At 40.5% G+C, this 18,550-nt stretch carries 14 protein-coding genes; 6 read left to right on the top strand and 8 right to left on the bottom strand.

Going from position 1 to position 18,550, the window contains the following annotated elements:
- The first annotated feature begins 186 nt into the window (after nucleotides 1-186).
- Entirely contained in the window at nucleotides 187-936 is a 750-nt protein-coding gene (locus B3317_RS17515) for an RDD family protein (RefSeq protein ID WP_291114243.1), read from the top strand.
- A 67-nt stretch (nucleotides 937-1,003) separates the two neighbouring features.
- Here the strand turns inward: B3317_RS17515 and B3317_RS17510 are convergent, their stop codons facing one another.
- The 4 genes from B3317_RS17510 to B3317_RS17495 all read right to left on the bottom strand — a co-directional run bounded on the left by B3317_RS17510 (nucleotide 1,004) and on the right by B3317_RS17495 (nucleotide 6,202).
- Nucleotides 1,004-1,204: a hypothetical protein gene (locus B3317_RS17510; protein WP_291114240.1), complete on the bottom strand. Its 201-nt coding sequence runs from the start codon at nucleotides 1,202-1,204 to the stop codon at nucleotides 1,004-1,006.
- Between the two features lie 94 nt (nucleotides 1,205-1,298).
- Entirely contained in the window at nucleotides 1,299-2,864 is a 1,566-nt protein-coding gene (locus B3317_RS17505; RefSeq protein ID WP_291114236.1) for a polysaccharide deacetylase family protein, read from the bottom strand.
- Between the two features lie 16 nt (nucleotides 2,865-2,880).
- Nucleotides 2,881-4,140 (bottom strand): glycosyltransferase family 4 protein, encoded by a 1,260-nt coding sequence (locus B3317_RS17500; protein ID WP_291114232.1) that lies wholly within the window; start codon nucleotides 4,138-4,140, stop codon nucleotides 2,881-2,883.
- Nucleotides 4,141-4,234: 94 nt separating this feature from the next.
- Complete coding sequence (locus B3317_RS17495) at nucleotides 4,235-6,202, bottom strand: glycogen debranching enzyme N-terminal domain-containing protein (protein ID WP_291114229.1); 1,968 nt, start codon at nucleotides 6,200-6,202, stop codon at nucleotides 4,235-4,237.
- A 456-nt stretch (nucleotides 6,203-6,658) separates the two neighbouring features.
- Here B3317_RS17495 and lgt point away from each other — a divergent pair, with 456 nt between their 5' ends.
- Nucleotides 6,659-7,723 (top strand): prolipoprotein diacylglyceryl transferase, encoded by a 1,065-nt coding sequence (lgt, locus tag B3317_RS17490; RefSeq protein WP_414647522.1) that lies wholly within the window; start codon nucleotides 6,659-6,661, stop codon nucleotides 7,721-7,723.
- A 99-nt stretch (nucleotides 7,724-7,822) separates the two neighbouring features.
- Nucleotides 7,823-9,025, top strand: a complete 1,203-nt coding sequence (locus B3317_RS17485; protein WP_291114223.1) for an FprA family A-type flavoprotein — start codon at nucleotides 7,823-7,825, stop codon at nucleotides 9,023-9,025.
- Between the two features lie 59 nt (nucleotides 9,026-9,084).
- Here B3317_RS17485 and B3317_RS17480 read toward each other — a convergent pair whose 3' ends face one another.
- Nucleotides 9,085-10,731, bottom strand: coding sequence for a sulfatase-like hydrolase/transferase (locus B3317_RS17480; RefSeq protein WP_291114220.1), 1,647 nt, complete (start codon nucleotides 10,729-10,731; stop codon nucleotides 9,085-9,087).
- A 225-nt stretch (nucleotides 10,732-10,956) separates the two neighbouring features.
- Here B3317_RS17480 and B3317_RS17475 point away from each other — a divergent pair, with 225 nt between their 5' ends.
- Both B3317_RS17475 and B3317_RS17470 read left to right on the top strand, forming a co-directional pair.
- On the top strand, nucleotides 10,957-12,033 hold the full coding sequence (locus B3317_RS17475) for a magnesium and cobalt transport protein CorA (protein WP_291114217.1): 1,077 nt from the start codon (nucleotides 10,957-10,959) through the stop codon (nucleotides 12,031-12,033).
- 81 nt (nucleotides 12,034-12,114) lie between these two features.
- Nucleotides 12,115-13,275 carry a tetratricopeptide repeat protein gene (locus B3317_RS17470; RefSeq protein WP_291114214.1) on the top strand — a complete coding sequence of 387 codons (1,161 nt, stop codon included), beginning with the start codon at nucleotides 12,115-12,117 and terminating at the stop codon, nucleotides 13,273-13,275.
- Between the two features lie 30 nt (nucleotides 13,276-13,305).
- Here B3317_RS17470 and B3317_RS17465 read toward each other — a convergent pair whose 3' ends face one another.
- Together B3317_RS17465 and B3317_RS17460 are read right to left on the bottom strand one after the other, a co-directional pair.
- Nucleotides 13,306-14,721, bottom strand: coding sequence for a DHA2 family efflux MFS transporter permease subunit (locus B3317_RS17465; RefSeq protein ID WP_291114211.1), 1,416 nt, complete (start codon nucleotides 14,719-14,721; stop codon nucleotides 13,306-13,308).
- Between the two features lie 63 nt (nucleotides 14,722-14,784).
- On the bottom strand, nucleotides 14,785-15,258 hold the full coding sequence (locus tag B3317_RS17460) for a hypothetical protein (RefSeq protein ID WP_291114208.1): 474 nt from the start codon (nucleotides 15,256-15,258) through the stop codon (nucleotides 14,785-14,787).
- 1,015 nt (nucleotides 15,259-16,273) lie between these two features.
- Between B3317_RS17460 and B3317_RS17455 the strand changes: the two genes are divergently transcribed.
- Nucleotides 16,274-17,608, top strand: a complete 1,335-nt coding sequence (locus B3317_RS17455) for a deoxyguanosinetriphosphate triphosphohydrolase (RefSeq protein WP_291114205.1) — start codon at nucleotides 16,274-16,276, stop codon at nucleotides 17,606-17,608.
- A 329-nt stretch (nucleotides 17,609-17,937) separates the two neighbouring features.
- On the opposite strand, the gene B3317_RS17450 is transcribed toward B3317_RS17455, so the two are convergent.
- On the bottom strand, nucleotides 17,938-18,390 hold the full coding sequence (locus tag B3317_RS17450; protein WP_291114202.1) for an RpiB/LacA/LacB family sugar-phosphate isomerase: 453 nt from the start codon (nucleotides 18,388-18,390) through the stop codon (nucleotides 17,938-17,940).
- Between the last annotated feature and the right edge of the window lie 160 nt (nucleotides 18,391-18,550).

The following is an 18,550-nucleotide window of genomic DNA, read 5'->3' as shown; positions in this document are numbered from 1 at the left end:
TATCACAAATATAATCCTTTGCCTAAAAAGAAAGAAAGAAATGTGGTAATAATCATACAAAAAAATTAAATTTGCCAATTATAAGTAATATAGAATATCCAGAGTTGTGATTTCTGGCTGTTATAAATAGAACACAAAATAGATACAGGTACCAAAAGAGCTTGACGCTTTATTTTATTTCTCGAGATGATTATTGAAGTTCAAACAACACAAAATGTAACTATAGATTACGAAACTGCAGGCGTAGGACAGCGTATACTTGCATATCTACTCGATCTTATTGCTATTATTGTGTGGGTTATCGGCTGGTTTTGGATTTTGGGGACGGTGGCGTCTTTTGGAATAAATCAGGCTTTCAGCGGGGATATCTTTGCAATCTTTCTCGTTATTATCATTTTTTTTCCTGTAATCTTCTATCATTTACTTTTCGAAACTTTAAATAACGGGCAGAGCCCCGGTAAAATGGTCATGAAAATAAGGGTTGTCAATGTTGACGGTACAGCTCCTACTTCGAGTTCGTTCCTCATAAGATGGCTTTTTCGTTTAATAGACTTTTCCATGACAGAAGGTTTTCTGGCGGTAATCATGGTGGCTGTGACCAAAAAATCGCAACGATTGGGCGATCTCCTGGCCGGAACTACGGTTATAGATCTCAAATTGAATAGCCGTAACAGAGAATTATCTATTACGGATCTTGATTTCCATGAAGATTATAAAGTGACTTATATAGATGTTCTGGATAGATTATCGGATAAGGATATTCAGACTATCAGCTCTATAATAGAAGATCAGCGCATGCGCGACAGCGATTACTTCAACCAACGGTTGGCCGAACGCATAAAGTCCATTACCGGATATACTTATAATGGTCCCGACAGGGTGTTTCTTCGTAAAGTGGTAAGTGATTACAATTATCTGGCAGTGCAGGAAATGTAAATGATAAGGCTATTCGTGGTATAAGAGGGGGGTAAGTTGCCTATACTACATTTCTCGGTTTATTTGTTTATAAAGCGTCTATCTTTGGGATCTTTGTTATTATCACATTGATATTCTTTACTATATGTTCTTCAGGCTTTAATCCTGAAACAACCCTTTTCATCCAACCTTTTTCTTCCGAGTTGATGGTTGAGCCTGAAAATTCGTCGGCTAGAGATAGTACCGAAAAGCGTACCATTGAATAAACAGAATGCATCTTTGTTTTCATAGGCTGAAATAGTTTGTTATTATTACTACTAATACGTTCCTATTTATAAAGATGCATTCTGATTCCCAAAAGTTGCAAGGGTATAAAATATTATTTATTTATTTTTCGTTTTCACTTTAGTCGCAGGAGCAGGTTTTTTTTCTGTAGCTTTTGGCTTAGATTCCGTTTTTGCCTTTATTGCTGGTTTTGCCGTTGCTTTTTTAGCCATAGGTATAGCTTTATCAGGTTCAGTCTTCACCTTAGTTACCGGCTCTACTTTATCTTCTGCTTTGACTGTTGCAACATCTTTTGCTTTCGATTCTTTTTTTGCAGGTGCAGACTTCTTCTCTTTTATAGTTGCAGGGGTTATAGCATGCTCATCTGTAGCCTTGGGTGCGGAAACTTTTGTCTTTGCTTCCAGTTTCTTTATTTTATCTTCCAAGCGGTCTATTTCATCTGCCTGATTGTGGATAGTTGTCAGCAGGGCGTTCAATTCTTCGTTTTCGATCGAACTAGGGAATTCAGCATCGACCCTTTCCTTGAAGTCACTCAGTACATTCATATAGGTGTTAAATGCTTCGTATGGAGAGCTATAAGGGCTGAACGGCAAATCATGTTTTGTTCCCATATAATAGAAGTGATCGCTCGATTGCAAGTAATTCCAGTCTTGTAGAAGCCTTCTGGATTGGCTCATGCCCACACGTTCAGCTACTTCGTATAGCTTGTGAAAAGCTTCCTGTTGCAATGTATTACCCAACCATGCTGATATATCCCTTTCTTCACCCACCCATGATATCGGGTGCATAGATGAGATGCTGTCTACCGGTTTCAGCATATTCAGAACTTCTGAAGGGGTGGCAAATCCGATATTCTTTTCTGCTGCGAATCGAGGCAATGCTCTCATGAAATCGAATATTCCCGAGCTTTTCTTCTGGAAGTTACCCAGTGCCTCGTAATTCATAAACAGGTTAATCACCTGTTCTTCCTTAGGGGTGGCGGCTATCCAGTTGATAAATTTATCGGCTGTAAGCGGGTATTCGCTCCAACTGTAGTTAGAGAAGCGGGTTGCGATATCGTCGCTGAATCGTGGATTGCGCATCAACAGTTTCAGTTTCGGTTGTACTGCCGATTTATATACATAATTAGGACTTTTCCAACCCAATGTCCTTTTTGCTCCGGGAGTAATCATACCTGCGAATCCCATATCATAAACAAGTTCAGCGATATCGTCCGAGTAAATCAGTTCCGTATTGCGGAATATTCTTGGACGTTGGCCGAACAGGCTTTCAATTTTATCATCGTGTTCTTTTACCTGCTTTTTAAAGCCTTCGGGGTCGATAAGGGAAGCCAGTGAATGTCCTTGTGTTTCGGATAAGAATTCGACACATCCTGTATCGGCCAGTTCTTTGAATCCGTCGATTACTTCCGGCGCATATATTTCCATTTGGTCTAGTGCCACTCCCGAAATCGAGAATGCAGCCTTAAACTTACCGTTATATTCCTTTATCATTTCCAACATCAATCTGTTGGCCGGAACAAAGGAAACTTCAGCGACCCGTTGAATGAAATCTTCATTTGCGAAGTCATCATAATAATAGTGGTCGCCTCCGATATTGAAAAACCTGTACCTTTTCAAGCGGTGCGGCTGATGTATCTGGAAGTAGAAACAAATATTTTTCATAATTTATATAGTTGTTTTATTTACACAAGTTATTATATATATCCCTTACTTTCTGTCCCGCATATTCCCATTTGATATTATCTACTTCGGCCTTCCCCTCTTTGCTGAGGAAATCGGCCATAGCGTCGTATGTACAAATAGAATATATGGCATCAGCCATGGCGTCTACATCCCAGTAGTCTACTTTTACAGCTTTATCCAGAATTTCAGCACATCCCGATTGCTTGGATATTATGGTAGGAATGCTACACTGCATGGCTTCCAGTGGAGAAATGCCGAAAGGCTCGGATACCGATGGCATTACATATACATCGCTGCGCTTCAGCATTTCATATACTTGTTTTCCTTTTAGAAATCCTGTAAAATGGAACCGGTCCGATATACCCTTTTCAGCAGCCAGATACAGCATGCGTTCCATCATGTCGCCACTGCCTGCCATAACAAACTGTATATGCTTGGCTCTTTCCAGTACACGGGCTGCTGCTTCCACAAAGTACTCCGGGCCTTTCTGCATGGTTATGCGCCCGAGGAAAGTGACCACTTTGTCCTTTATTCCTTTCTCTGTATTGATTGCAAGTATTTCAGGGCTCAATGGTTCTACGGCATTGTGTACTGTAGTTACTTTGGCCGGGTCCTGATAGTATTTCTCGATTACCGTCTGACGGGTAAGATTACTTACACAAATGATATGGTCGGCATGGTCCATGCCGTTTTTCTCCATCTGATATACCTGTGGATTTACATTCCCCCGACTACGGTCGAAGTCGGTAGCGTGTACATGTATTACAAGAGGCTTGCCCAATATATTTTTGGCATGTATGCCTGCAGGGTATGTTAACCAGTCGTGTGAATGGATAATGTCGTAATCGTGGGTCCGGGCTATTACTCCGGCCATTATCGAATAGTTATTTATCTCTTCGAGGAGATTGTCAGGATAACGTCCCGAGAATTCGATACAACCCAGATCATTGGTATGCATGTAACTAAAATCAGCATAAATATGATCCCGCATATTATAATATTCCTGAGGGTCCATATATTTTGAAAGCCTTTCGCTTACATAATCCCAATAAACATCTCTCCATACAACAGGGGTATTGCATGCCCCGATGATTTTCAGAAAACTCTGGTCTTCATCTCCCCTTGGTTTAGGTATTACGAATGTAATATCCATATCAGGCTGCATAGCCATGCCTTTAGTCAGGCCATAGCTCGCAGTTCCGAGCCCTCCTAATATATGAGGAGGAAACTCCCATCCAAACATTAATGCTTTCATATCGTTTCAAAATTAAGCATTAATGAAACAGAGAAAATAGCAAGTGTCAATTTTCCGTCTCTCATTAATATTTTTTATACGGTTAATACTTTTCTTAATATTCATCTGCAAACGCTTTTTGTAGGTTTAGTGCCCTGATAACTCCTGCCACGCTGATGGAATACGATATAGGTCCATGTCCGAAATACGGAATACTACCATCGTAGAGAGCCGAGAGTGAGGCGATACAGTCGTTCGACATCTCGTCCTCTATTCCTATGAGCAGGCGGTCGAGGAATGAATAGCCACTCCGTTGAAATATTTTCAGGTATGCTTCCATATACGGGCCTAGCAACCACGGCCAAGAGGCTCCGTTATATGCGCTATGAATTTTATCGGTGATAGAGCCTTCACAGCGTGGGCGGAATCCGATGCTTTTAGGGCTAAGGGAGCGTATTCCTTTGGCTGTGAGTAACTCTTTGGTAATAATGTCTATGACGGACTTGCTTTGCCGTTTATCCAGAAGAGGATAGTCCTGTGATATAGCCAGAAGCATATTCGGCCTTACACTCCAGTCTACGTAATTACCTACTACATAGTCGTACAGATAGCCGCCATCGTTATAAAAGACTTCCACAAATGAAGTTTTCGCTATTTCGGCTAATAAGCCCATTCTCTTTTCCAGTTTGGCGTCTTCCAGATGACGGGCAATATCTTGATTAAACATTAAAGCATTATACCAGAAAGCATTGATTTCTACCAGGCATCCGGTGCGGGGTAGGGCATAGTTGCCTGCACCAGCAGCATTGTTCATCCAGCTGGGGAATCCTACGCGATTGTCTACGCTCAGTAATCCGTTTGTCAACGGGGTGAGATTAGGATGTTTTCCTTCTTGTATAAAAGCTACGATTTTACTGACTAAAGATGCGTATTTGGTATAAAAACGCTCTTTTTCCGTATCAGAAAACCGTTTCAATCCCCAAAGCACCCAAAGCAGTACATCTGCATTATCTATACCTTTGAGAAAACCTGTTAGGGGTTTCCCTTGCATAAAAGCCTCTATGGTAGGTATGGCAGTATCCATTACTTCTTCGAAGGCGTCGGGCTTGCCTAGGCCTAGAGTAAGACCAGGTAGAGCCATAAACTGCTCTCGTGCAGTAACATTACCCCAAGGATAGCCATTCAGCAGATATAATTCGTCTTTAGACGGACGGAAATAGAACTGGTGGCCGGAATTCTTGAGGCAATTGTAGAAAGAAGAACGTGGAGTACGCTTTTTTACACCCTCTTCGAATAATGCTGATAATTTGCTGGTATCGGCATGGACGTCACTCGCTGAAAAAATGATGGATTCACCTTTTGTTATAGGTAGCTCGAAATAGCCCGGAACGTATAAATCTTCTTTATACGGCAGGCCTTCCTCCTTGTCCCTGTCGTATTCTATACCTTTATACCAGTTGGGATCGAAAACAAAGTTTACTTCTTTGTTAAATTGCATGTACAATTCGGGATAACCGCTATACATACACATACTGATTCCGTTTTCTACTTCTTTGTAACCATGCTCAGCCACCGTATTTTCTATGGTCAGCGTATTGATTTCGCGGAATGCAAGGAACGGTTTGAAGCGGATGGTTGTCGGAGAATGTGCATCCAGGAGTGTGTACCGGATAAAAATAGTATTGTCTTCGAGCGAAAACATTTTCTCTTTCGACAGAATTACTCCTCCGACCCTGTATATAGTGCGCGGCAATGAGTCGCAACTAAATTCACGGATATATTTGTGTCCCATCGGACTGTAGTTGTCTCCATCGTATTTATGTATTCCCAGATTGAAGTCAGCTCCATGTTGTATAACTGTTTCATCAAAAGAGGAGAGCAGTACATGATTCGAATTGTCCAGTTTGGGCACAGGCATAACGAGTAATCCGTGTTGTTTGCGTGTGTTGCATTCTACCAGGGTAGTACAATGATAAGCTCCACGACGGTTTGTCCTGAGTATTTCCCTGCGCAGAGAGTATTCAAGGTTGACCATCCGGGACTTGTCAAATTTGAGATAAGTATTTGTCTTATTATAGTCCATAGTTTCTTAACAGTTATACTGTTTATACATAATTGAATAAGTCAGGATACTTTATCCAGAACCTATTTCTGATTTTAAAGATAGCAAAAATGTTAATAAATATTCCAAATTGCGCATAATGTTTATTAACATAAAAACAAATAGGAAAATGTGCGTTATATAATTGTACTTATTTAGAATTATTTTATATTAGATGCGTATTTTTATTTATAACAAAAGATATTAAGTTTCAGTTTTTTAATATAGCAGAATGAAGGTGTTTAGTGCAACTTATTATTTAAACAGGTTTTAAATGAATAGTATTTTTATATCTTTGTAATCCGAAAAACAAAGCGGCTTGAAGTTGCGGAACTGATTGTTGCTTTGCTAAGTTCGTATATAACAGGTCGCTGAATTGAAATAATGTATCATTAAGTATATTCTCTTGTATTTATATAGAATCCTAATATAATTTTTATGCTGGACATGCTTTCATTTATAACGTGGGATGTAAACCCTGAAGCTTTTTCTCTCTTTGGAAGGGAAATTCGTTGGTATGGCATTTTATGGGCAGCGGGGGTTCTTTGCACTACGATAGTTGTGCAGAGGATGTATAAGGCGGAAAAACTTCCCGAGAAATGGTTCGATTCACTGTTCTTGTATGTGCTTACAGGCCTTGTTATAGGTGCGCGTCTGGGACATTGCCTGTTCTATGACCCAGTGTATTACCTGTCCAATCCCCTTAAGATATTGATGGTGTGGGAAGGCGGACTGGCAAGTCATGGCGGGGCGATAGGTATGACTATTGGTGTATGCCTGTATTCACTCAAGATAACCGGACAAAAGATGAACTGGAAACATCTGGGTATATTTGCTCTCATCGGTCTGGTTTTAGGTGGTCTATGCCAATATATTTATGGACTGACTGTCAGTTCTTCTCCATCCCTTGGTTTTGGTGAGTCCGCTTTTATGGGCTTCCTTATCGGAATTTGTGTTTCTATGGTGTATACAACAAGAGAAATGACCGTGAAAACGCTGGACCGTCTTGTGGTTGGGGTAGCTATAGGGGCGACATCGATACGTCTGGGTAATCTGATGAATTCTGAAATATACGGAGGCCCTACGACTTTGCCATGGGGGTTCAATTTTATCAGGGATACTAAATGGCATCAGCCTCTCAATATGGGAGGGTCGGGTGAGTTGCCTTGTCATCCTACACAAATATACGAAGCTCTTTTCTATTTATTTTTATTTGGTTTAGGCTTGTATCTGTATTATAAGACCAGTGCCCGGAACAAGACCGGACTAATTCTGGGAATATCGCTTATTGGTATTTTCTTTTCAAGGTTTTGCATAGAATTTATTAAAAATGTACAGGAACCATTCGAGATAGAAATGATAAATACATTCGGTATTAATATGGGGCAGTTGCTCAGTATTCCGTTTGTAATCTGGGGGATATGGCTATTGTATAATGCTCTGACAAAGAAAGAACAGGAGGTAGACGCTATACACAAAAACAGTAATGTAAAGAAGAAATAGTATGCAGGGACCCCGGAATTTTTTGATGTTCCGAAACAACAGATATTTACTAGAAAAATAGTTTAATTATAATACACTACACTACTTAATCAAGATAGTATGTTAAAACCAATTCCAATAAAAGATGACTTATTCTATATCGGTGTAAATGACCGGACAAAGCATCTTTTTGAAAATCTGTGGCCACTGCCTAAAGGAGTATCTTACAACTCTTACCTTATTTCGGATGAAAAAACAGCATTGTTCGATACTGTTGATATTTGCTATTCCGATATTTTCTTTCATAAACTGGAAATAGCTTTGAACGGAAAGCCACTCGACTATGTGATTATCAATCATATGGAACCGGACCACTCCGGCTCTCTCGGTTTGCTGAGAAACAGATATCCCAATGTAAAGGTTGTAGGTAATAAGCGTACGGCCGACATGGTGCAGGGCTTTTACGGTATAACTGACGGCGTGATGGTGATTGACGATGGGGACCAGCTGTCTTTGGGTAAACATAACCTGGTGTTTAATCTCACCCCGATGGTGCATTGGCCGGAAACAATGATGACATACGATACTACCGACAAGATTATCTTCTCAGGAGATGCATTCGGGACATTTGGTACGCTGGATGGCGGTATCACCGATACACAATTGCACCCTGAGCGCTACTATGACGAAATGATACGTTATTATTCCAATGTGGTAGGTAAGTTTGGTTCTCCGGTACAAAAAGCATTGGAAAAACTGGGATCACTGGATATAAAAATGATTTGTTCTACTCACGGGCCTGTATGGACTATCGATGAGCAGATCAAAAAAGTAATCTCTATTTATGATAAGCTCAGCCGCTACGATGGAGATGAAGGAGTCGTGATAGCTTATGGTAGTATGTACGGAAACACCGAACAAATGGCTGAAACAGTCGCTTATGAACTGGCTCAGCAAGGGATAAAGGAAATTATCCTGCACAATGTATCCAAACGTTCACATTCTTATATTATCCGTGATATCTTTAAGTATAAGGGGCTGATTGTAGGTTCACCTACATATAACAACAAGCTGTTTCCTGAAGTGGAATACCTGTTGTCGAAAATAGAAGGACGTGATATGAAGCACCGTTATTTCGGATATTTCGGTTCATTCACATGGGCCGGGGCTGCAGTAAAGCGTCTTGCACAATTTGCTTTGGATACTAAGTTTGAAGTAATTGGCGAACCGGTGGAAATGCGTCAGGCTATGCGCCACGATACATATGATGCCTGTATTTCGTTAGGGAAAGCAATGGCCGACAGGCTGAAACAAGACAGATAAGTCTTTAGATTAAAAGTTATAAATGATGAGTTATGAGTCTCGGACTCGTAACTCATTTTTTATTCTTTATACTCTTTAAATTTCTCCTTTATCTCTTCATATCTCTTTTCACCGACAAAGCGTTCTTTGGCTTTAAATTCTTTGGAGAATAAACTTTTGGAATCGTTATAGTCCTTATAGTTTAAGCCGGCCAGATCTGAAAGGGAATATATAAAGTCTTCGGTAGAATAAGGGCGTTTATTGTCGAAGACAAGATCGGTATGTTTCTTTCTGTACGAAGGTGACATCCATATCATAAAAGGTATTTCACTCATTGTGGGTGATACTTTCTCATATGCGTGCCCGGCAAATTCGCGATAGTCGTATAGTTCTTCTCCGTGGTCGGAGAAGTATACCATAACGGCATCTTCTTTCTGGCAGCCTTTCAGTGTATTTATGATGCTGCTTATTATATAATCGTTATATAGAACGGAATTGTCGAACTTGTCAATTGTCTTTTTCGCTTTGTCGTCTCTGAAAGGAGCATCCGCAACCAGATTATCCTTCCTGTTATTATAAACAATATACTCTTTCGGATATCTGAATTCGTAGGCCATATGGTTTCCTATCAGATGTATGATTATCAGCTTGTTATTCTTGTTGTTAACACTTTCTTCGAATATTTTGTCCAATACAGGCAAAACAATGTCGTCATGTTGCTTATATACAGCTACATTGTATTTCTTTTTCGCCAGAGTTAGCAGAATATCGTAGCTGGATTTACAGTCTTCGCTGAATTCCTGATTGCTTACCAGATAGGTATCGTATCCGCCGCGGTTAAACAACTCGTAAAGAGATGGCTTTTCCGTAAAGTATTCCGGATGCTTCAGCTCCGACATAGACAGAACGGAACGCATGACCGGGATAGTGTGTACTTGTGGCGCAACAACGTCCTGATATACGATGAGACTGTCACCAAGTTGGGATAGCAACGGATTAGTCTCGCGTGGATAGCCATATAACGACATATGATGTTTGTTCAGTGACTCGCCTATGACAACCACAATTGTAAGCGGTACTGTATCCTGCCGTATGGTTTCTACTATATAATCCTCTTTCTGCCTTTCTTTTATTGTTTTTATTTCATAGCTGGTCCTTAGTTTGTAGCTGACAAATGTTTTATAGAAGTTGACAAAGTAGACCGAACGGGAAACCCTGTTGATTCCGACAATGCATAAGATAATGACAATGCTTAAAGAGAAAAGCAGTTTATTATCTCCTATTTTTAACTTTTTGAACGATTTCATCGTGCATATCATTATAATCGGGATGGCAGCATAAATCAATACTCCAACAATGACCCATATACTTAAATAATGAGCGACGAATTCTTTGCTTTCTTCGGGATTTGTTTCGAACAGGCTGGTTACGCTGTTTTGCTCCAGCATCACCCGGGCAAAAAGCAGATAGGCTAGAAAGATAGAACCCGGAATGACCGATATAGCCAGCATTACCGAATATATAATCTTTTCGGATTTGGAGCTTAAAAAGAGAGATAATACCCATATAGCGGCAAATAGCAGTCCGCAAACCACGAATACAGCAACTTTGTCTATGAAGGTGAAATTTTGAGCAAGAGGGCATAATATTGGCACCAGAAGCAAGATGTAGAACAAGAAAAAGAATTGTATCTTCTTTTTTATCAGTATATTAAATACCTCTCTCATTAATTGTATAGTTTATTAGGTTTAAATCTTTTAATAGTTAGTTATAGTTCCATAAATGAAAAAGGCATTTATGTGTATTTGGAAGTTATAACATTCAGTCGTTGTTATACTTGTATATACAATAAGTATGCTTACGACCTTAAATACTTCTTCAAAGAGTACAAATATAGTATTTTATTCTTACTTTTGATACAGCTAAAAATTGGTAATATCATATATATAAATATGAGTAAACGAACACCAAAAAGACTCAAAAATAAACTACCCCGGAATAACTACCTGTTAACAAAACCTGCATACCTGGGAGATAAAGATATTCCTATGTCGGTAGAGCTGATGCAATACGATACTATGCGGATGGAAGTAAAGAATATACCCCTGCAAACTTCTCTGAAAAGCAGTGTCGATAACTCGAAAGTGAACTGGTTCAGAGTTCAGGGTATTTCGGATGCGACAGAAGTAAACCGTATTTGCCGCGAATTTGACCTCCATGGATTCGATGTGAAAGATTTACTGGCCGACCAGAGGGTTGTAAAAATCGTCGCTTATGATAAGGTAACCTTTATACTGATGTCGTCCTTTTATCTCGAAAGCGATACCTCCAATATAGATGATATGCAGATCGCATTTATTTTTGGTGAAAATTTTATCATTAGTTTTCAGGAGGCTCTTGTCCCTATCTTCGAAGAGGTAAAACAAGATATTGAAGAAAATAATGGTATGATACGGCAGAAGAGTACAGACTTTTTGCTTTATATCCTTCTGAATGCCGTAAACTTGTCCAATATCAACACACTGATGACTGTAGAAGATAAGTTGGCCGATATTGAAGACCAGCTGATAATGAGGAAAGATTCTGTCGATATCCTCCAGTTTATGCACCGGTGTAGGGTCAATTATATGCATATCAAGCGTACGGTGATAGCACTCAGGGAAGAATATAGCAATCTGCTGCATAATACCAATAAGTTGATAAAAGAAGAGAATATCGTCTACTTCAATGACTTTGACGACCGTATGCGTACGACATTGGGCGATCTGGCTTCATTCCATGAATCCCTGACCTCGTTGCTGGATTTATATTATAACAATAATAATCTGAAGATGAATGAAATAATAAAACGTCTGACGGTTGTATCCACAATCTTTATTCCTCTCACCTTTATGGTCGGCGTATGGGGGATGAATTTTAAGTTCATGCCCGAGATAGAGTGGGAATACGGTTATTTCTTTTCCTGGATAATTTTGGCTTTAGTTGCGTTGTTTACTTATCTGTGGATGAGGAAACAAAAATGGTTTTAAGAGCCAGTTAACAATGATCAGTAAGCAGTTAGCAGTAAAATATTCGTAAACTAAAAACTCGTAACTAATATATAAATAACGATGAAAAAAACAGCTTGTATATTATTAACTTTAGTATTTATCCTTCCTTTTTGCCCTTCCGGTAGTACTTTATCTTCGCACGAAAATCAGGTTGTAAAACCAAAAGACGATATTAAGAAAATGTTTGAGAAAGGACTTTATACCGAAATTATAGAAGAATATGGAAATACACCGCGTACATCATCGGCTGAGGAATTGTCGTACGTCGCAGAATCATATATACGACTGAATGATTTCGCGAATGCTTCCAGATACGCTGATATGGCTATACAAAAAGATGCAAGATCTGCACGGGCACTCTACGTAAAAGGCTCTATCAGTAGTGCAAATGGAAATCATACACAAGGTATTGCCGATATACAAAAGGCTATAAATCTGGCTCCGAAACAGGCCGAATATTATACCGGCCTTGGCGATATTTATTTTGCACAAGATGATTATACAAAAGCCTTGGCTAATTACAGAAAGGCGGTAAGCCTGCCCAATCCGTCGGAGAAAGCCTTTTATATGATAGGTGCTGTGTATGCTAATCAGGACAATATAAAACAGGCATTGGATACTTTCTATGTGGCTAAGTCGAAAATAGAGAAAGACAAAGAATTATACGTTACCGTGTTGAATAATATCGGAAAGATTGAGTTTGACAATAAAAATTACAAGAATGCATCTGAAGCATACCGGGAACTGACCGAATATTTTCCCGATGATTATTATTCTATCGAAAAACTGGTCGAGTGTTACAACGTTTTAGGTTATTACAGCCGCGCAGATGTATCGAAGGCGAAACTATATACTGCATACCGGCAGGGAGAACTTTGGAATACCAGCATTGCGGACATGTTTTGCATCGACCATTTTGCAGTAGGGAATAAAGACGTTTCCGCATATGAGCGTTTCGAAGTATCGCCATGCCGTACGATTACCAAATATATATTCTATGTGGCGGATAAAGACGGCCGTATCGATTCCACTATCACTCTGGAATTCACTCCTGCCGAAGAGGAAGGTAAGGCCGGCCGTTTCGATCCTGTGATGCAGAAAGGAACGGATAAATACGGCTTTAATGTCGTATATGACGGCAATCTGGCTTATACTACACTGCAATCGGTTGTAAAGGATATTATAGATGGTAAAGTTGATCCGAAACCTTATGTGAAGTAAATTACGAATAGACCAGATACAACTGACTGTTTACTGATTCCTGTCCCTTTTCTTTACTCTTACCACATCTCCCGCGTCAGGGGTCAGTTTTGTATATCCATATAGGGAGACTATGCCTAATATGGCAACAAAGATAAATGCCAGACGGAAATCCGCAACCGAATAATGGTCGGTACTGCCGTTTATCATATTTGAGAACCGGAGGAATACTGCGCCCATAGCTATACCCATACCGGTCGACATCTGCTGCACGGTACTGTATAGCGTATTGGCGGCTGTCATCCGTGGTTGTGGTATGTCTGCGAAAGCAAGTGTGGTAATGGCGCTGAACTGCATGGAACGGAACATGCCCGACAAGAACATAACCACCACGATTAATACGACTGGCGTAGCCGGTAGCAGGAGTGCCGTGAAGAATGTAAATACGGCAACCATAAATCCGTTGCTGATAAGTACTGTGCGGAAATTATAATGGCGCATGATCCATATCGTAGCAGGTTTCATAACAAGGTTTCCGGCCATGGTGGCAAGAAACAGTGTTCCCGATTCGAAAGGGCTTAAGCCGAAACCTTCCTGAAACATCAGAGGAACAAGGTAAGGTGCTACTCCGATTACCATGCGTGATATTGATCCCGTGAATATCGTAACCCTGTATGTTGGTATCCTGATTACCGAATAGTCTATCAATGGGTTGGATATATGCCGCGAATACCGGATATTAAAAGCCAGTAGACCAATACTGAACAAAACGACTATCCCTGAAACATAGTATGGTACTTCGGTACGGCTGAGCAATTCCACTCCATACATAAATCCGGCAAGAGCAAGGCCGCTGAGAATGAACCCCACAAAGTCGAAATGCCGTTTTACCGGAGTGTCGTCTTTCTCTTCGGGTATATGATGCCATGCAAGGACGACACAGACAATGCTGATCGGTATATTCAGATAGAATATCCAGTGCCAGTGCCAGTATGTAGTGAGGTAACCGCCCACCAATGGTCCAAGTATAGGAGCAACCAGTGCAGGCCATGTGATATAAGCCATAGCGGTCACCAGATTCTCCTTGGGTGTTGTTTTCAGTACAGCCAAACGGCCTACGGGCGTCATCATAGCACCTGCCATTCCCTGAAATATGCGAAAGATAACGAACTGGGTCAGATTTTGCGATGTACCGCAAAGGGTAGAGGCCAGTATAAAAAGAATAATAGACAAGCAGAATACCTTGCGTGTTCCGAAACGGTCGGCAATCCATCCGCTGACAGGGATGAATATGGCCAATGCGATCAGGTAAGATGTTACTCCGGCACTCAGATGCACAACATCCGTCCCAAACGACTTGGCCATGGCAGGCACAGCCGTATTCACAGCCGTGGTGTCAAGCCCTTGCATAAAGAAAGCGATAGCAACAATCAGGGAAACTGTGTAGGACTTGTTTAAAATCTTCATTTGTGAATACCGAACCTTAAAATTCGGGTGCAAAGGTACTACTTTTCAGGCAGAAAGCCTTGGTTAAACCTCAACATTAAACAAGTTCCTGTTGTTATATTTTCCTAAATTTTCGGCATTGTACCTGATATCTTCATCATACCAGTCGGCTATGTCTATTCCTGTAAGTGCCGCGCCACCTTTTATATCTAATTGTATGAAACTATGGTCGGTACATGTAATATCCAGCCCGCAGGGAACAGCATATGTATAACCTCCTGCCGATTCACCGTCAATATCGTCTTGCGGTATAGCATATACAATATATTTGCCGGGAAGTACATTGTCAAACTTGTATTTTACCGTTTCTCCCTCTTCTGATTCGCCTGTCAATAAGGTTATTGTACTACCTGTTTCGATGTTTTTCAGGCAGACATTCATTGCAGGCACGTAGTCGCTGGGGTAATAAATCAATCCTTCTATAGATGCATATTTGTTGCAGGATGTGCAGATTATAAGCAGTAAGCTTATGAAAAAGAGAGTCTTTAGTGATTTCATTATTCCTGGGTTTTTAGTTTGGATAAAATACAAATGACTTATTAAAGATAGTTTCTTTTTCTATACGGAGGCTTAAAGGACAGGATAAATGCATGGAAATTATCAGTTCTAATCAATGGGAAACCTTTTTTTGTTTTTATTAACTATACGGTGTTAAAATCTGACACATCTGACACATTTTTTACTGTTTATATAATATGTTATTTACATATATTAACTATGTATAGTTAAAAGGTAACAGGTGTATCAGTAAACAGTCATCAGTCATCAGTTAGCAGTCAACAACTCGTAAGATGTAAAAACTTTGCACCTTTGTGTCTTTACGTGAAACAAAATAGGGTGCCCCTCGCTCGCGCAGACGTCGCGTCTGTGTGTTGCGTAGCAAACATTTTGCCCTGTCAACAAGACACGGACTGGAAGTCCGCGCCAGCGGGGGGTAAAAGGTAACAAAGGTAACAAGAAATCAGTGAACAGTTAGCAGTCATCAGTTAGCAGTGCTGTACGTTGTTATGCTGAGCGAAGCATCCCGTTAACAAAAAAAACTCCTTGTTACTTCTTTTACTTCGTGGTTAAAAAACTCTGCAAAGACGCTAAGGAGCAAAAAAGTAACAAAAGTAACACCTTTTTAGCTATTAGCTGATAGCTGCTAACCAATAGCTTATGTACAAAACTTGACAAACTTGACACATTTTCCACTATTTTTTCTCTGTGTAAGTCCTCTCTGGCGGATTGAGGGGGCTCGTTCATCATTTCAAAGAGCTATCAGCTAACAGCTAAAGGCTATCAGCTAAATATATAGATAAATGATTCGGTTTTTGATAATGTGAATTAATAGTTCCAACTACTGATTCGCATTCTTAACTAACTTCCGGTTTTCCTTACATTTTAACAATATAAGGTTAATAAATAAAAAACAGGAGAGCAGCCTGGCAGATAATATGCATAATTGACATAACCCGAATATGTTATCCAGCCTAAATTCGTTATCTTTGACTACGATAAAAAAGGAAACTCTATGAACTGGCAACAACTTCTTTCCGCAAAACGTTTTGGAATGGAAAAATATCATGATGAGAAGCATCATGACCGTACTGATTTTCAGCGTGATTACGATAGGCTTATATTCTCGTCACCGTTTCGCCGCTTACAAAATAAGACGCAGGTTTTTCCCCTTCCGGGCAGCGTTTTCGTACACAACCGCCTGACACATAGTATCGAGGTATCGTGTGTGGGGCGTTCGTTAGGAGAAATAATAGGCAGGGAACTGAGAAAAAAATATCCTGATTCTCCGGCTCATTTCGAAGAGATAAGTTCCATCGTGGCTGCTGCGTGTCTGGCGCACGATTTGGGGAACCCCCCGTTCGGACATTCCGGAGAAAGGGCTATTACCAGCTATTTCAGAGAAGGGAACGGCAGGCATCTCGAACAGAAAGTGCGCGAGGAAAACGGACGATGGGAGGATTTCACCAACTTTGAAGGGAATGCCAATTCAATTAGAATGCTGATACATCAGTTCAAAGGACGTCGTCCCGGCGGGTTTGTAATGACATATTCTACATTGGCATCCATTGCCAAGTATCCCTATTCTGCGCTGGCAGCCGGGAAAAAGGGTAAATTCGGCTTTTTTCAGGCCGAGGAAGAAGATTTTAGGAAGATTGCCGACGGATTGGGAATGCTCCGCTTGCAGGAATCTCCGTTGAAGTATGCGCGGCATCCGCTTGTATATCTTGTCGAAGCTGCCGATGACATCTGCTACAGGACTATGGATATTGAGGATGCTCACAAGTTGGGTCTGCTTTCTACCGAACAGACAAAGAGTCTTTTCATGGACTTCTTTTCTGAAGAAAGACAGAAAAAGATGCTCTATACAATGCAGCGGGTAAGCGATACTAACGAGCAGATCGCCTATTTACGCTCAAGCCTGATAGGATTACTGGTTGATGAGTGTACAACTGTGTTTTTGAATAATGAAGACTTAATCCTTGAAGGAAAATTCGAAGGGGCTTTGATCGATCATATATCTGCCTTGCCAAATAAAGCGAATAAAGAGGCTAACGAAATTAGTTACAGAAAGATATATAAAGCTAAGGATGTAGTGGATATAGAACTTGCCGGACACCGTATCATCGGGTTTCTGCTCGATACGTTCATTACGGCTGCTACTGATGATGCTCCCAAAGGTAAGTATTCAGAATTAGTATTGAGCCGTGTGTCGGAACAGTTCGAAACGGATGCCCCTACTCTCTATGGACGTATTCTGGCTATACTGGATTTTATTTCAGGAATGACCGATATATACGCGCTCGATCTCTATCGCAAGCTGACGGGGATGAGTCTACCTACAGTATAACTTATTTTTAAGGAAATATTATAAATCCGCTTTCTTCTAAACTCAATTATCTATGAATATGCAGGATTACCGAATTGCTTTGAATATGCAAATAAAAACTACAGTGTTCTTCGATATAATTGATAAATAGGAGGAAAATCAACTTCTGATAATAGGATTGTAGGAATGAGGCTGTCCAAAAAGTATTTTTTTTATATCATTTTGTCATGTTGAACGGAGTGAAGAATCCCGATCCTAAGAAACGAGATGTTTCACTCCGTTCAATATGACAATAGGAAGTAATACTTTGCTGACGCAATATTACTTTTGAGACAGCCCCATTTCTTTATTCAGCCATTAATCTTATCAATCCTGCCCTGATGCCTTCCACCTTCGAAGTCGGTATTGAAGAATACTTCGATCATATCATAGGCCTCTTTCTGAGATACAAACCTGCCGGGCAGAGTCAGCACATTGGCATCGTTATGCATCCTGACCAGCCTTGCGATCTCCGTATTCCAGCAAAGGGCGCTTCTTACATGCTTATGATGGTTCAAAGCCATGTTGATACCGTTGCCCGTCCCGCAGATGGCGATGCCCTTGTCACACTCGCCGCTGTCGATGGCCTCTCCCAGCCTATGGCCGAAGTCGGGGTAATCGACACTCTGTGTACCATAGGTACCAAAGTCGGTATAAGGAATGCCCTGTTCCCTGAACAGGCTGATGATATATTCTTTCACCGGGTAGCCGGCATGGTCACTGGCCAGTCCGATGGGTTTTGAGGGGATGGGAAATAAGCTCATGTGATAGTTATGAGTTATGAGTTATAATTGATAAGTTGCAGGCTGCTTTCACTCCACAACCTGCAACCGTTTGTTCTTTGTTTATTCTTGACTGTTTACTGTTTACTGTTAACTGTTAACTGTTAACTGTTAACTGTTTCACCTGGTTATATACATTCTC

Origin of the sequence: Dysgonomonas sp. UBA7710 (assembly GCF_002482385.1) — a bacterium.
Taxonomy (GTDB): Bacteria; Bacteroidota; Bacteroidia; order Bacteroidales; family Dysgonomonadaceae; genus Dysgonomonas.
Note: the sequence above shows the minus strand (reverse complement) of the source record. Positions and strands in the feature narration are given on the sequence as shown.

Coding starts and splice junctions, on each gene's coding strand:
- B3317_RS17515 (WP_291114243.1), top strand. CDS start 187: ATGATTATTGAAGTTCAAACAACACAAAATGTAACTATAGATTACGAA.
- B3317_RS17510 (WP_291114240.1), bottom strand. CDS start 1,204: ATGAAAACAAAGATGCATTCTGTTTATTCAATGGTACGCTTTTCGGTA.
- B3317_RS17505 (WP_291114236.1), bottom strand. CDS start 2,864: ATGAAAAATATTTGTTTCTACTTCCAGATACATCAGCCGCACCGCTTG.
- B3317_RS17500 (WP_291114232.1), bottom strand. CDS start 4,140: ATGAAAGCATTAATGTTTGGATGGGAGTTTCCTCCTCATATATTAGGA.
- B3317_RS17495 (WP_291114229.1), bottom strand. CDS start 6,202: ATGGACTATAATAAGACAAATACTTATCTCAAATTTGACAAGTCCCGG.
- lgt (WP_414647522.1), top strand. CDS start 6,659: ATGCTGGACATGCTTTCATTTATAACGTGGGATGTAAACCCTGAAGCT.
- B3317_RS17485 (WP_291114223.1), top strand. CDS start 7,823: ATGTTAAAACCAATTCCAATAAAAGATGACTTATTCTATATCGGTGTA.
- B3317_RS17480 (WP_291114220.1), bottom strand. CDS start 10,731: ATGAGAGAGGTATTTAATATACTGATAAAAAAGAAGATACAATTCTTT.
- B3317_RS17475 (WP_291114217.1), top strand. CDS start 10,957: ATGAGTAAACGAACACCAAAAAGACTCAAAAATAAACTACCCCGGAAT.
- B3317_RS17470 (WP_291114214.1), top strand. CDS start 12,115: ATGAAAAAAACAGCTTGTATATTATTAACTTTAGTATTTATCCTTCCT.
- B3317_RS17465 (WP_291114211.1), bottom strand. CDS start 14,721: ATGAAGATTTTAAACAAGTCCTACACAGTTTCCCTGATTGTTGCTATC.
- B3317_RS17460 (WP_291114208.1), bottom strand. CDS start 15,258: ATGAAATCACTAAAGACTCTCTTTTTCATAAGCTTACTGCTTATAATC.
- B3317_RS17455 (WP_291114205.1), top strand. CDS start 16,274: ATGAACTGGCAACAACTTCTTTCCGCAAAACGTTTTGGAATGGAAAAA.
- B3317_RS17450 (WP_291114202.1), bottom strand. CDS start 18,390: ATGAGCTTATTTCCCATCCCCTCAAAACCCATCGGACTGGCCAGTGAC.